This is a genomic window from Microbulbifer mixtoriginis (SeqCode) (assembly GCF_052466765.1).
Window position 1 is genome coordinate 4,714,206 of record NZ_CP174289.1, and the last position, 14,417, is coordinate 4,728,622.

13 protein-coding genes are annotated in these 14,417 nt (G+C 52.4%); 7 read left to right on the top strand and 6 right to left on the bottom strand.

Annotated features, from left to right (window positions below; all coding sequences use genetic code 11):
• Window positions 1–93 precede the first annotated feature (93 nt).
• Window positions 94–708: a pseudouridine synthase gene (locus ACJJIV_RS20575; RefSeq protein WP_444890180.1), complete on the bottom strand. Its 615-nt coding sequence runs from the start codon at window positions 706–708 to the stop codon at window positions 94–96.
• A gap of 149 nt (window positions 709–857) precedes the next feature.
• On the opposite strand from ACJJIV_RS20575, the gene icd reads away from it, so the two are divergent.
• Window positions 858–2,108: an NADP-dependent isocitrate dehydrogenase gene (icd, locus tag ACJJIV_RS20580; RefSeq protein ID WP_252081790.1), complete on the top strand. Its 1,251-nt coding sequence runs from the start codon at window positions 858–860 to the stop codon at window positions 2,106–2,108.
• A gap of 115 nt (window positions 2,109–2,223) precedes the next feature.
• Here icd and cspD read toward each other — a convergent pair whose 3' ends face one another.
• On the bottom strand, window positions 2,224–2,532 hold the full coding sequence (gene cspD, locus ACJJIV_RS20585) for a cold shock domain-containing protein CspD (RefSeq protein WP_286036961.1): 309 nt from the start codon (window positions 2,530–2,532) through the stop codon (window positions 2,224–2,226).
• 280 nt (window positions 2,533–2,812) lie between these two features.
• Here cspD and clpS point away from each other — a divergent pair, with 280 nt between their 5' ends.
• Window positions 2,813–3,193: an ATP-dependent Clp protease adapter ClpS gene (gene clpS, locus ACJJIV_RS20590; protein ID WP_252081789.1), complete on the top strand. Its 381-nt coding sequence runs from the start codon at window positions 2,813–2,815 to the stop codon at window positions 3,191–3,193.
• Between the two features lie 134 nt (window positions 3,194–3,327).
• On the top strand, window positions 3,328–5,613 hold the full coding sequence (gene clpA, locus ACJJIV_RS20595) for an ATP-dependent Clp protease ATP-binding subunit ClpA (RefSeq protein WP_444886328.1): 2,286 nt from the start codon (window positions 3,328–3,330) through the stop codon (window positions 5,611–5,613).
• A 91-nt stretch (window positions 5,614–5,704) separates the two neighbouring features.
• On the opposite strand, the gene infA is transcribed toward clpA, so the two are convergent.
• The 4 genes from infA to trxB form a co-directional block, all read right to left on the bottom strand.
• The gene (gene infA, locus ACJJIV_RS20600; protein ID WP_010130378.1) at window positions 5,705–5,923 is read right to left on the bottom strand and encodes a translation initiation factor IF-1; all 219 of its coding nucleotides are present in this window, start codon (window positions 5,921–5,923) and stop codon (window positions 5,705–5,707) included.
• 126 nt (window positions 5,924–6,049) lie between these two features.
• Window positions 6,050–6,769 carry an arginyltransferase gene (locus ACJJIV_RS20605; protein ID WP_252081787.1) on the bottom strand — a complete coding sequence of 240 codons (720 nt, stop codon included), beginning with the start codon at window positions 6,767–6,769 and terminating at the stop codon, window positions 6,050–6,052.
• Entirely contained in the window at window positions 6,762–7,481 is a 720-nt protein-coding gene (gene aat / locus ACJJIV_RS20610; RefSeq protein WP_444890181.1) for a leucyl/phenylalanyl-tRNA--protein transferase, read from the bottom strand. The genes ACJJIV_RS20605 and aat overlap by 8 nt, the downstream gene beginning before the upstream one ends.
• Window positions 7,482–7,550: 69 nt before the next feature.
• On the bottom strand, window positions 7,551–8,492 hold the full coding sequence (gene trxB, locus ACJJIV_RS20615) for a thioredoxin-disulfide reductase (protein ID WP_444890182.1): 942 nt from the start codon (window positions 8,490–8,492) through the stop codon (window positions 7,551–7,553).
• Between the two features lie 401 nt (window positions 8,493–8,893).
• Between trxB and ACJJIV_RS20620 the strand changes: the two genes are divergently transcribed.
• The 4 genes from ACJJIV_RS20620 (at window position 8,894) to ACJJIV_RS20635 (ending at window position 14,408) form a co-directional block, all read left to right on the top strand.
• Window positions 8,894–9,931, top strand: coding sequence for a class I SAM-dependent methyltransferase (locus ACJJIV_RS20620; protein WP_444890183.1), 1,038 nt, complete (start codon window positions 8,894–8,896; stop codon window positions 9,929–9,931).
• A gap of 98 nt (window positions 9,932–10,029) precedes the next feature.
• A complete protein-coding gene (locus ACJJIV_RS20625; RefSeq protein ID WP_444890184.1) occupies window positions 10,030–12,372 on the top strand; it encodes a DNA translocase FtsK in 2,343 nt (780 codons plus the stop codon).
• A gap of 88 nt (window positions 12,373–12,460) precedes the next feature.
• Window positions 12,461–13,072 (top strand): outer membrane lipoprotein periplasmic chaperone LolA, encoded by a 612-nt coding sequence (gene lolA / locus ACJJIV_RS20630; RefSeq protein WP_444890185.1) that lies wholly within the window; start codon window positions 12,461–12,463, stop codon window positions 13,070–13,072.
• Window positions 13,065–14,408: a replication-associated recombination protein A gene (locus tag ACJJIV_RS20635; RefSeq protein ID WP_444890186.1), complete on the top strand. Its 1,344-nt coding sequence runs from the start codon at window positions 13,065–13,067 to the stop codon at window positions 14,406–14,408. The genes lolA and ACJJIV_RS20635 overlap by 8 nt, the downstream gene beginning before the upstream one ends.
• The last annotated feature ends 9 nt before the right edge of the window (window positions 14,409–14,417 follow it).

Below are 14,417 nucleotides of genomic sequence, written 5' to 3' on the forward strand. Positions count from 1 at the left end.
AGGACAGTCACTACTTCACTGGGATGGAAAGGGGGCGAATTTTACCTGTGAATCGGGCTTCTGACCAAGGCCGCTTTCATCTTGGGTTATTGCTTATTGTCTCCGGCGAGGACGATTGCGCTTCTGAGGTGGCTTCGACTTACCTTTGGGCCTTGGCTTAGGCGCAGAGAAAACCTCCTCCGAGCGGTGCTGCCCCGGCTGCAGAGTGTCGAGATGCCAATTACCGATAGCCATTCGAACCAAGCGCAGGGTAGGGAAGCCAACCGCTGCGGTCATACGTCGCACCTGACGGTTTTTACCCTCGTGAATGATAAGTTCTACCCAGCTGGTGGGAATGGACTTGCGCTCTCGGATTGGGGGATTGCGCGGCCACAGGTCGACTTCGGAGAGTCTGCGGGCCTTAGCGGGCGCTGTGCGTCCATCCTTCAAATCTACGCCTTTGCGCAGAAACATCAGGGCGTCATCTGAAATGTCCCCCTCTACCTGAGCCCAGTAAGTCTTCGCCATCTTTCTCTTCGGGTGGCTGATTTGATGTTGTAGCGCTCCATCATCTGTGAGTAGTAGAAGTCCCTCTGAGTCATAGTCGAGCCGACCCGCGGCATAGAAGCCCTTGTGCGGGATATAGTCTGCCAGCGTGGCGCGACCCTGGGGGTCCGTGAATTGGCTTAACACGCCAAAAGGTTTGTTTAGGAGAATAATCTTGGGCATAAGAAAAATTGAGTATTGTAATCCAACTACAAAAATTAGCCGATGCTGCTATAATCCCGCCGATTTTTATCCCCGCCCAATGGTCCCGGGGGAGCGGTGCAAGCAACGCTGGACCTAAAAAGTCATAGAATTTTGGGAGTTTACGCAATATGGGTCACATCCAAGTGCCGGCAGACGGCGAAAAAGTTACAGTCAATTCCGACGGTTCGCTGAATGTTCCGAATCGCCCGGTAATTCCGTTCATCGAGGGTGACGGCATCGGTGTGGACATCACTCCGGTAATGCGCAAGGTAATCGACGCTGCGGTAGAGAAAGCTTTCAGCGGCGACAAGAAAATCGAGTGGATGGAAATCTACTGCGGTGAGAAAGCCGCAGAGACTTACGCTGGCGACTGGTTCCCAGCTGAAACTCTGGAAGCGATCAAAGATTACGTTGTCAGCATCAAAGGCCCTCTGACCACACCTGTGGGCGGCGGTTTCCGTTCCCTGAACGTTGCCCTGCGTCAGGAGCTGGACCTGTATGTATGTCAGCGTCCAGTTCGCTGGTTCAGCGGTGTACCTTCTCCGGTTAAAGAGCCGAACAAGGTAGACATGGTTATCTTCCGTGAAAACTCTGAAGATATCTACGCTGGTATCGAGTGGAAAGCTGATACCGACGAAGCCAAGAAAGTTATCAAGTTCCTGCAGGACGAGATGGGTGTTAAGAAAATCCGTTTCCCTGAGAACTGTGGTATCGGTGTTAAGCCGGTTTCTGCAGAGGGTACCAAGCGTCTCGTGCGCAAGGCTATTCAGTACGCTGTGGACCAGGATCGCGATTCCGTAACCCTGGTACACAAAGGCAACATCATGAAGTTCACCGAAGGTGCCTTCGCCGATTGGGGTTACGAGCTGGCTCGCGACGAGTTTGGCGCTCAGCCGCTGGACGGCGGCCCCTGGCACAGCTTCAAGAACCCGAAGACTGGCAAGGAAATCGTTGTTAAGGACGTAATTGCTGACGCTATGCTACAGCAGATCCTGCTGCGTCCGGCTGAGTACGACGTAATTGCTACCCTGAACCTAAACGGTGACTACCTGTCTGACGCGCTGGCTGCACAGGTTGGTGGCATCGGCATTGCTCCGGGTGCTAACCTGTCTGACGACGTTGCCCTGTTTGAAGCGACCCACGGTACTGCGCCTAAGTACGCTGGCCAGGACAAGGTTAACCCGGGCTCCCTGATTCTTTCCGCTGAGATGATGCTGCGTCACCTGGGCTGGAACGAAGCTGCTGACCTGGTAATCAAGGGTATGGAAGGTGCTATCGAAGCCAAAACCGTAACCTACGATTTCGAGCGTCTGATGGACGGTGCTGAGCTGAAGTCCTGTTCTGCGTTTGGTGACGAAGTGATCAAGCACATGGCCTAATTGGCTGATTTGGGGCTAGGTTTTTTAATCAACCTGGCCCTAGCTATAAAAAGCCCTTTGCTTTGCAGCAAAGGGCTTTTTTGTTGGTGGGGGCTGCTTGTGCGGACTTGTAGGGTTAGTCGAGCATCTCTGCCTCTTTTTCCCGCTCTGTTTCAGAGTGGTTGGGATCTGCAATAGCGGCCACTTTGGGGCTTTGGGGGCTAGGTGCGGTCTCTGCCGCCACTGCGGTGGAAATATTGGCGGCGTGATAGCCTTTGTCGCCTCTGACGATATCAAAGGTGACCTGTTGGCCGGCCTTTAGGGTTCGGTAGCCTTCCATCTGAATAGCGGAATAGTGCGCAAACAGATCCTCCCCTCCTTCATCTGCAAGAATAAACCCATATCCCTTAGCGTTGTTGAACCACTTCACGGTACCAGTAGGCATATCGAACTCCCTCTAATTGCCTGAGTGGCCAGTCGGCCACCTTACAGAGTTTTTATATTTATTTGACCTGCGGATTAATCGGCTGCGATCCTATCTGCGACTAACGGCTGTGAATGAGCAGGCACTACCTCTTGTAGTCAACTGCTATAGGAATGTCAAGAAACCGCGCTTGAGGCTGTGATCTTCCTGTGTCGTTGGTCAAATAAGGTTACAATGGCAGGTCATTGATGGTTGAGCATGCTGCACTGTCAAGGCTCGATAGAACACATTGATAATTGTTATGAGTATTTTGCAGGTCATTAAACTAGGCTCCAGTGATTCTGGAGAAGACTATTTCGACGGTGAGGGTTCCGAGGGTGGGCTCGCATTGGAGGAGGCGCCGCCACGGCTCAAGCGCCCGCCTATGTACAAGGTCATCATGTTGAACGATGACTACACCCCCATGGACTTTGTCGTAGAGACTCTGGAGTTGTTTTTTGGGGTTAACCGTGAGCGCGCCACACAGTTGATGTTGCAAGTACACACGCGGGGAAAAGCAGTGTGCGGTGTCTATACTCGGGATATAGCGGAGACAAAGGCCGCTCAGGTTAATCAGTTCGCCCAGGAGAATGAGCATCCACTATTGTGTGAGATTGAGGCGGACGAGAGTAAAGACGATTGATTGAAATTACAGCTGCTTTAGCACAAGGGTCCCGTCACCTGAAGGGAATCAGCCAGGAGTTAGACGCCGGCAAAGGGTGCACGCCTACCAGCGGAGTCGGCGGGGAACATTGGCGATTAGGGTTTGAGGTTTAAATGCTCAGCAAGGACTTAGAGGTAACGCTCAATCTGGCGTTCAAGGGTGCACGAGCGAAGCGGCACGAATTCATGACTGTGGAGCACCTGTTACTGGCGCTTCTGGATAATGAGTCGGCTGCTGACGTGTTGCATGCCTGCGGGGCCGACCTGAGCGCACTGCGCCGCGAACTATTGGAGTTTGTGGACTCTACCACGCCGTTAATCCCAGAGGCGGACACCGATCGCGAAACTCAGCCCACATTGGGTTTCCAGAGGGTGTTGCAGAGGGCTGTTTTCCATGTTCAGTCATCGGGGAAAAAAGAGGTTACCGGTGCTAATGTACTCGTGGCTATTTTCTGTGAGCAGGAAAGCCAAGCCGTTTATTATCTGAAGCAGCAGAGTGTTGCGCGTATCGATGTAGTCAATTACATCACCCACGGAATTTCCAGGGTCGGTTCCAGCGGCAACAATCACAATCACCACCACGGTTCAGATACCACCCAAGAGCAGGTGGAAGAGGAGATCAGTACAGGCTCTGAGCCTGGAGGTTCTGACCCCCTGGAGAGTTACGCGACCAACCTGAACCAAGAGGCTATCTTGGGGCGAATTGATCCCTTGGTAGGGCGAGGCCCCGAAGTAGAGAGAGTCACCCAGGTTCTTGCGCGGCGTCGCAAAAACAACCCCTTGTTGGTTGGAGAATCCGGAGTTGGTAAAACTGCAATCGCGGAGGGGTTGGCCCGACGAATAGTGGATGAGGATATCCCTGAGCCACTAAAAGAGAGCACTATTTACTCCCTCGACCTCGGTTCTCTGCTCGCTGGTACCAAGTACCGTGGGGATTTTGAGAAACGTTTTAAAGCGCTGCTGGCAGAGCTGAAGAAGCGCGAGCATGCAGTCCTGTTTATTGATGAAATTCACACCATTATTGGAGCCGGCGCAGCATCCGGCGGCGTTATGGACGCCTCCAACCTGTTGAAACCGCTGCTGTCCAGCGGTCAGCTCCGCTGCATTGGCTCCACCACCTTTACCGAATATCGCGGCATTTTCGAGAAAGATCGTGCGCTTTCCCGTCGTTTTCAAAAGATCGATGTCAGTGAGCCATCGGTAGAGGAGACCGTGCAAATATTACAGGGGCTTCGGAGTTGTTTCGAAGACCATCATAAAGTTCGTTTCACTGACGCCGCCCTAGATGCCGCGGCTCAGCTTTCCAGTCGCCATATCACCGAGCGCTTCCTGCCTGACAAGGCGATAGATGTAATTGATGAGGCCGGAGCTTTCCAATCGCTGTTGCCGGTTGAAGAGCGCACTGAGGTGATTGGTATCAGTGAAATCGAGTCGGTAATTGCCAAGATGGCCCGTATCCCGGCCAAGAGTGTCTCCGCTTCTGATAAAGAGCAGTTGTCCAAGCTTGATGACAACCTCAAGATGGTGGTATTTGGCCAGGATCGTGCAATTGAGGCGCTCAGTACAGCGATCAAGCTCAGCCGTGCTGGGCTGGGTGCTGAGGAGAAGCCCATAGGATCCTTCCTGTTCTCAGGCCCCACAGGCGTTGGTAAGACTGAGCTCTGTCGGCAGTTGGCCAAAGTGATGGGGATTGAGCTAATCCGCTTCGATATGTCTGAGTATATGGAGCGACATACGGTTTCCCGTTTGATCGGTGCGCCACCGGGATATGTGGGTTTTGATCAGGGCGGCTTGTTGACTGATTCTGTGACTAAGCATCCACATAGTGTGGTACTGCTTGATGAGATTGAGAAAGCTCACCCAGAAGTCTTCAACCTGCTTCTCCAGGTGATGGATCACGGAACTCTGACAGATAATAACGGCCGCAAGGCGGACTTCCGCAATGTCATATTAATTATGACCACTAATGCGGGCGCAGAGCTGATGAGTCGTCGGTCTATCGGCTTCTCCAGCCAGGATCACTCCTCCGATGGTATGGAGGAAATCAAAAAGATGTTTACCCCAGAGTTCCGCAACCGCCTCGACAGTATTATCCAGTTTGGCTCTCTGCCACTGGATGTGGTTAAAACAGTAGTGGATAAGTTTATTGTCGAGTTGCAAGCGCAGCTGGATGACTCTCGTGTGACTCTGATCGTAGATGATGAGGCTCGCGAGTGGCTGGCTATTCGCGGTTACGATGAAAAAATGGGGGCTCGCCCGATGTCGCGTTTGATAAGAGACAAGCTGCGTAAGCCATTGGCTGAGTCAGTCTTGTTTGGTGAGTTGGCAGAGGAGGGGGGCCGCGTGGTGGTCGTCATAGAGAATGATGAACTCTCCATAAAAACGGCGGTTCCTGCCTAGCTCTACAAAAAAATACATCAAAAAAGCCACCGCAAGGTGGCTTTTTTGTGTCCAGGGCAAATCACCTTAAGCTCTTTGCCTGGCGAGCGAATTAGCGGGCGCGGTAGGTGATGCGACCTTTGCTCAGGTCGTAGGGGGTGAGTTCCACTTTGACCTTATCGCCGGTGAGGATGCGAATGTAGTTTTTACGCATCTTTCCAGAGATGTGCGCAATGACCACGTGTCCGTTTTCCAGCTTTACGCGGAAAGTGGTATTTGGCAGGGTGTCGATCACCTCGCCTTCCATTTCAATATAATCGTCTTTTGCCATGCGGCAGCAACCTTCAAATAACTTGATCAGACCTTTACCCCGGAGGCAATCTTGCCTAGCCGCGGCTTGACGGGCGAGCATTTTGCACGAAAAGGCAGAATAGAGCAAAGGGCGCGTGCGTAGGAATTATAGAGATTTCAGGCTCCAGCGGTTCTCTGTGAGCATTTCAATGGGTTGGAACTGGCTTTTGTAGGCCATCTTATGGCATTTCTCTATCCAGTAGCCCAAATACAGATTGGGAAGCCCTAATCTTCTGGCCCATTCAATTTGGTAGAGAATGCAGTAACTGCCCAGGCTGCGCTTGTCCTCATCCGGGTCGAAGAAAGTATAGATGGCCGACAGGCCCGCAGTAAGCAGGTCGGTGACCGCCACTGCGACTAGGCGCCCACGCGCACGCAGCTCAATATAGCGAGTAGCTCCCCAGGCCGGGCTTAAGAAGCTGCGATACTGCTCGCGGCTCGGAGGGTACATTTCCCCATCGGCATGACGCTGCTCAATGTAACGTGCGTACAGCTCGTAATGCTCATCGGTGTCGATGGATTCGATATGAAAGATATCCAGGTCCTTATTGCGTTTCCAGCAGCGGCGCTGGTTGCGATCCGGTACAAAAAGGCCCACTGGTACACGGGCGGGCACACAGGCCCTGCATGTTGCGCATTGAGGTCGGTAGAGATAGGCCCCGCTGCGGCGAAAGCCCAGCTCTGAGAGGCGATTGTAAAGGCGTTGGTCTACCTCTGTCTGCGGGTCCACAAATACCGTTGTAGCCTCCCTATCTGGCAGATAGCCACATGGGTGGGGCAGGGTTGCCAAAAGTCGGACCGAGTCGAGCTGAGAATATTTACCCATAAGTCCACGAAAGTTTCCAAGGCTGCGGAAAGGCGGGTTGTATAAGGCCGTCCTCCAGCAGGTGTTCGAAGTCCCTACGACACATTTCAACGGCCCCAAGACTACTCAGGTGGGGGTTGCTTACCTGGCAGTCGATCAGTGGGCAGCCCCACAATTCTAATTGGCGAACGAGGTGGACAAAAGCGACTTTGGAAGCATCTGTCTCCCTGTGAAACATGGATTCCCCAAAAAAAATACGGCCGATTGAAAGACCGTAAAGTCCACCGACTAACCGACCCTCACGCCATACCTCAACGGAGTGGGCATGGCCCAGATGGTGCATGTCGATATAGGCCTCGGCCATCTCATCGGTAATCCAAGTGCCATCTTCAGAACTCCTGGGGAGGCGGCAACCCTCGATTACTTGTTCGAAGGCTTGGTCAAATGTGACTGAGAATATACCTCTGCGCAGGGTTTTACGCAGACTGCGGCCAATATGGAAGTCGCTGGGTATTACTACACAGCGCGGTGAGGGGCTCCACCAGAGGATAGGCTGGTCTTCGGAAAACCATGGGAAGATACCTCGACGATAGGCGGCCAACAACCATTCCGGGGAGAGATCTCCACCAGCTGCGAGGAGTCCATTGGGATCGTCTAGAGCAGTCTGGGTAGAAGGGAAATCTATATGATTGTGGTCGAGCCACATTAGGCGGCTTTGGGTATTCCTTGCCACAAACTGTTTCCTGTCCTGGGTCTGAGGAGGCCCGGGTAGCTTTGAGGCTACCCGGGTGAGAAGCAGTTGTTAGGCGTCGAGGAAACGCTCGGCGTCCAGGGCTGCCATACAGCCGGTTCCAGCGGAGGTGACCGCCTGGCGGTAGATGTGATCAGACACATCGCCAGCTGCAAACACGCCGGGCACAGATGTCTGAGTGGCGTTACCCTCCAGGCCGCTTTGCACGATGATATAGCCGTTATTCATTTCAAGCTGATCTTTAAAGATGTCAGTATTGGGCTTGTGGCCAATCGCGATAAATACACCGGCGGTCTCCAATTCCTTGGTGGAGTCGTCCTGGGTGCTACGAACGCGCAGGCCGGTTACTCCGTTGTCATCACCAAGAACCTCGTCGAGGGTGTGGTGAAAGCAAAGTTTGATATTGCCGTTTTCCACCTTCTCCATCAGGCGATCCTGAAGGATTTTCTCGGCGCGAAGCTCGTCACGGCGGTGGATCAGGGTAACTTCACTGGCGATATTGGACAGGTATAGGGCCTCTTCTACTGCGGTATTACCACCGCCCACAACGGCTACTTTTTGATCGCGATAGAAGAAACCGTCACAGGTCGCACAGGCACTGACACCACGACCCTGGAAGGCTTCTTCAGACGGTAGGCCCAGGTATTGAGCTGAGGCACCAGTGGCGATGACTAGGGCGTCGCAGGTATAGGTTTCATTGCCCTTCAAAGTGAATGGGCGATTGTTCAGATCTACAGACTCGATGTGATCAAAAATAATCTGGGTGTCGAAGCGCTCGGCGTGTTGTTGCATTTGCACCATCAGGTCGGGGCCCTGCAGCTCGGGGATGCCACCGGGCCAGTTTTCAACTTCTGTAGTGGTGGTCAACTGCCCACCCTGTTGCATACCGGTAATAACAACGGGATTCAAGTTTGCGCGGGCTGCGTAGATGGCTGCTGTGTAGCCTGCAGGGCCAGAACCGAGAATAATCAGTCGATGATGGTTGTTGCTCATGAAACTCTCTTTAAACCTGTCTGTGTGCAAAGTTTACCCAGAGAACTGGGAGTCCACCTAGCCGGCCATATTTTGATCAGCCAAAGCTATTAGATTGGCCGATATAATAGGCGAAAGTGACAATTCGACGAAATAGTTTGCCTCAATTTATGCCATTGGAAAGTGCTATTTAGATCGCTGCAGCGAGTCGACCCGGCTCTCACTATCCAGAAACGACATCAATAATTGAGAATAATTCACTGTTTTTATTGAATAAATTGCGATTTATTCGATGTGAAGTCCGCTCGGTACGACTTATAAAGTATTTGTATTTGGTCACAAGAGGGCTCGGAGGAGGTGTTTTCATCCTTTTGGTAGTTAGCCAAATTTGGGATGCATAACAACGGCCAAAGGGCGAAGCCATGAGGCAGGGCAGAAAAATAGTACCGTTGAATCTGGGCAGCAATTTGATTGGCCACCCCACATTTACCTTCAGTCTCAGTAATGAAGCACAGGTATTTGTGTCGGAAATCCTGGATGACACTTTCTCCTTGAGGCTTTCTGTCGATTTAGGGCCTGATGGTAGCCATATTGCCAGTTTGCATGGCCCTCCAGATTTAGTGGAGTTGTTCGCATCCCTGAAGCTGCAGGTCAGATGCGATATTGTGGCGGATGGGTACAATGTCCTTTCCCATGATGCTTTAGATGCCTTCGTGGCTTCACCCGAGTCGAAAGCAAAGCTACTCGAAGCGCTGGATCTCAGAGAGGGGAATAAAGTACTGGATTTAATGAGCGGCAGTGGCGCGGTCAGCCAGTTGCTGTTGGAGTATGGTGATAAAAAGTCAATGGGGCTCGCCCTCAGTATGTGCGATACCCACCACTCCCAGCTCAAGCGTATCAACTCAAAAGTGCGTGAAAGGGTTGTCGATGTTACTGTGGGTGATGCCAGGGCATTGCCTTATGAAAAGGAATCTTTTGATGCGGTGGTACTCAAAATGGGGCTGCACGAAGTGCCCCAGTTGGACCAACCGTTGGTAATGAGGAATGTCTTTCGGGTCCTGAAGCGAGGGGGGCGTTTTATTATTTGGCAATTGCTGCCGGCCTCCGGTGTGATACAGGATGTGTTTACAGATATCGTACGAAAAACCAGCATGTTGGCTGGTTGCGAATCTCAAGCATTCAACCGCTACTTCCCCAGGCAGGACCAGATATCCTGGCTGTTTAAAAGTGCTGGGTTCAGAGGGTGTGAGGAAATATTTCAGGCTGAATTCACTTACAGCACTCGAGCAAGCCTGGGTGCCGAGCTGGGTGGAGACTCCAGCAAACTAGAAATACTGAACAACTTTGCCCGCGACAGAGTGCCCCAAGAGATAAGAGATTCGCTGTGTTGGCGGGATACTGGAGTGGATATCTCCCTTAAGATCCCGGCTTGTATATATCGCACATACAAACCAGCATAAATCAAAGATAATTAGGCCATCGAGGAAATCGCTCAAGTAGCGATTTCCGTTTGTTACAAGTACCAGAAAGCAACAACAAAGAATATTGAGGTAAGCCATTGAAGGCCGAAAGCGCAACCGGAGAAAATTCTGAAAAGAGCGGTGCATTGCCGGATTCACTCGTCGCCCGTTTGGTCCGTGAGGGAGCATTAATCTGCCTGCTGGCAGGGGCACTATTAATGGCTATTAGCCTGCTCAGTTACGACTCCCAAGATCCAGGTTGGTCCCATACCGGGCAGGTCGGAAAAATTCACAATGCCATTGGTCCTGCAGGCGCCTGGCTCGCCGATGTCTGCCTTTCTCTATTGGGTTGGATGGCCTATCTGTTTCCCCTGTTGATTGGCTTGCGTGCTTATAAAATCTTACGCGACCGCAATGCACGTTTCCATGCTCCCCTGTTTGCGCTGAGAGTCTTTGGTCTGTTCCTTCTGTTAATTAGTGGTGCCGCTTTGGCGACACTATGTTTTTCTCCCGCTGACGATCCTCTGCCTTTCACCAACGGCGGAATCATTGGAGACGCGCTATCAAGTTCTCTTCAGGGAAGTCTTGGTTATGTTGGTGGGACCATTTTATTGTTGGCGATTTTTGCCATTGGTGTGACGGTATTCACTGGCCTTTCCTGGCTCAAGTTGGCCGAGTCCATTGGTCGTAATGTGTTAGGGCTTATTGCCTGGTTGAGCAGTTACTACAAGCAATGGCGCCTGAAGCGCACAGAACAGCGCGTGGCGCGGGAAGCCATAGTCGTGCGCAAAGCCGCAGTGGAAGAAGAGAAGCAGCGCACCGCCAAGCGAATTCCCCCCAAGATTGAAGCGGCTCCAGTAAAGCCCAAGCAGAGCCCCCGAGCGGCTAAAGAAAAGCAAGGCGAATTATTCAAGGGCGGGCCTGTTACAGGAACATTGCCACCTTTAGGCTTGCTTGATCCTTCCGATCAAAATAAGAAACCGGGCTTTTCCCGGGAATCCCTCGAAGCCCTGTCGCGCTTATTGGAGCTGAAGCTTAAAGATTTTGGTGTGGTAGCCGAAGTTGTATCGGTATTGCCTGGTCCTGTGGTAACCCGCTTTGAGATCCAACCGGCGCCGGGTGTAAAGGTGAGTAAGATTTCAAACTTGGCCAAAGACCTGGCCCGATCTTTGGCGGTAATCAGTGTCCGCGTAGTGGAGGTGATCCCGGGGAAATCGGTGGTGGGTATTGAAATTCCCAATGAAAATCGACAAATGGTACGACTTAGTGAAGTGCTGTCCGCCGATGTCTATGAGAATGCCAAATCACCCCTGACATTGGCACTTGGGCACGATATTTCCGGCCAACCGGTAGTGACCGATCTCGCCAAGATGCCCCACCTCCTGGTTGCCGGTACCACTGGATCTGGTAAGTCTGTGGGCATCAATGTGATGTTGCTAAGCCTTTTGTACAAGTCTACTCCGGATGAGGTTCGCCTGATCTTGGTGGATCCGAAGATGTTGGAGCTATCGGTGTACGAGGGTATTCCCCACTTACTCACCCCGGTGATCACCGATATGAACGATGCGGCCAATGGTTTGCGTTGGTGTGTGGGCGAGATGGAGCGCCGTTATAAATTGATGGCGGCGATGGGAGTGCGCAATCTAGCGGGCTTTAATCGCAAGATAAAAGAGGCAGAGGAAGCTGGTGAGCCGATTTTAGATCCTCTGTGGGAACCGGATCCTGCTTCCAGCGTTCCGGCTGAAGAGCAAACCGCTCCTGCACTTAAGGCACTGCCCGCAATTGTGGTTGTTATTGATGAATTTGCCGACATGATGATGATCGTTGGCAAGAAGGTGGAGCAGCTGATTGCCCGTATCGCACAGAAAGCTCGTGCTGCGGGGATTCATTTGCTGTTAGCTACTCAACGACCCTCAGTGGATGTGATTACCGGATTGATCAAGGCCAATGTGCCTACCCGTATCGGTTTCCAAGTTTCTTCCAAGGTGGATTCCCGCACAATCCTAGACCAGGGCGGTGCCGAACAGCTGCTCGGTCACGGCGATATGCTCTACCTCCCTCCGGGCAGTGGGGTGCCAGTGCGGGTTCATGGCGCCTTTGTGGACGATCATGAAGTGCATAAAGTCGTCGCGGACTGGACGCGGCGCGGAGAACCCGAATATATCGACGGCATTGTTGATGACAGCAACAACAGTATTCCAGTGCCTGGCCTGCAATCTGAGGGCGGTGATGAAGATGACCCTGAGGCTGATGCTCTTTACGATGAAGCGGTTGCCTTTGTCACCAAATCGCGCAAAGCATCCATCTCTTCAGTTCAGCGCCAGCTTCGCATCGGCTACAATCGCGCCGCGCGAATTATCGATGCCATGGAGGCTGCCGGAGTTGTTTCACCGGCGGGGCATAATGGCAACCGTGAGGTACTGGCTCCGCCACCAGCCTAAAAGGGAGGGGTGGCGCCATCCAAAGTTAAGCTGCGGTTCACTTCCCGCTGACTAATCTTTAGGGAAATCAACATACTGGAAATCAATGATGAAGAATATTCTGCGCAACTTCCTGCTGGTATTGACCGTTGCGAGCAGTGCAGCCTGGGCCGATGCTACAGAAGAACTCGGCAAGCTCCTGCAACCGTTGTCTTCCCTTTCAGGAAACTTTAAGCAAACGCTGATTGATGAGCGCGGTAAGGTATCGCAAAAAAGCAATGGGAGTTTTTCAGTACAGCGGCCAGGCAAGTTGCGCTGGAAAACCGGCGAGCCATACGCCCAGTTATTGGTAACGAATAATAAAACCCTTTGGCTCTATGATCCGGATCTTGAGCAAGTCACTATACGCCCGGTGGATGAGCGAATGAAAGAGACCCCAGCTTTACTACTCGGCGGTAAGGTTGAGGATATTCGTAAATCTTTCGATGTGGCTTTAAAAGATGGTATTTATCAGCTGACGCCAAAAAATCCAAAGGCGCCGTTCAAGTCTATGGAAATCCGCTTTGCTAAAGATGGTCTGCCGTCTGCTATGAAAGTGCGCGACAGTATGGGGCAGACAACGGAGATTGTTTTCAACAATATGAAAGCAAACCCGAAACTTTCCGAGTCCATCTTTAATTTCAAGCCGCCCGCTGGTACAGACATAATCAAAGATGAGTGACCTGTTTCAAGCCCCGCAACGGCATCAGCCGCTGGCCGCAAGAATGCGGCCTAATTCTCTGGCCCACTATGTGGGCCAATCGCATTTATTGGGAAAGGGAAAGCCGTTGCGGGAAGCGGTTGAGCGCGGCCAGCTGCACTCAATGATCCTGTGGGGACCACCAGGAGTCGGCAAAACCACATTTGCCCGGCTGTTAGCTGAGGAGTGTGATGCGCGCTTTGCTACCCTTTCAGCGGTGTTGGCGGGGGTGAAGGATATTCGGCAGGCAGTGGCAGAGGCCGAGCAACAGCGCATGCAGTCAGGCCGCAATACCATTCTTTTTGTCGACGAAGTACATCGTTTTAATAAGGCGCAGCAGGATGCCTTCTTGCCCTATGTAGAAGAGGGTACGGTGACTTTTGTTGGTGCTACAACCGAAAACCCAGCTTTTGAGCTGAACAACGCCCTCCTATCCCGCTGCCGTGTGTATCTACTGCGCAGTATTCCTGAAGAAGATCTGATCGGGCTGCTTGGGTATGCTCAGCAGACGGATGATCAACTGCGCGAGCGCAATGTTTATATCCCAAAAGAAGTTTTGGCTAAAATTGCCCGCGCGGCCGATGGGGATGCGCGCAGTGCCCTGAACCTGCTGGAAGTCGCCTGCGATTTGGCCAGGGAGGAGGGTGGTAGGTTGCTGGTCGATGAGGATGTGCTCAGTGAAGTACTCAGCGCTGACGTGCGTCGATTTGACAAGGGCGGTGATTATTTTTATGACCAAATTTCCGCCATGCATAAATCGGTACGGGGCTCAGACCCCGATGCCGCGCTTTATTGGTTTGTGCGCATGCTCGATGGTGGTTGTGATCCCTTATATGTTGCCCGCCGGGTAGTGCGAATGGCCAGTGAAGATATTGGCAATGCCGACCCGCGAGCATTGCAACTGGCGCTTAATGCCTGGGATGTACAGGAGCGTCTCGGTAGTCCCGAAGGAGAGCTGGCCATTGCGCAGGCAATTACCTATCTTGCTGTCGCGGCGAAAAGTAACGCAGTTTATAGCGCTTATAAGCGCGCAGTGGCGGATGTGCGCCGTGATCCCAGCTACGAGGTGCCGGTGCATCTGCGCAATGCCCCCACGAAGTTGGCGAAAAGTTTGTCGCATGGGGCCGAGTACCGCTATGCCCACGACGAGCCAGATGCTTTCGCAGCCGGGGAAAACTACTTCCCTGAAGAAATTGCGGACAGAGAGTATTACCAGCCGGTTCCCCGTGGGCTGGAGTTAAAAATTTCCGAAAAGTTGCAAGTGTTGCGCCGGCTTAACAATGAGAGTGACCAGCAACGCTATAAGAAGAAACCGTAAAAATTTAAG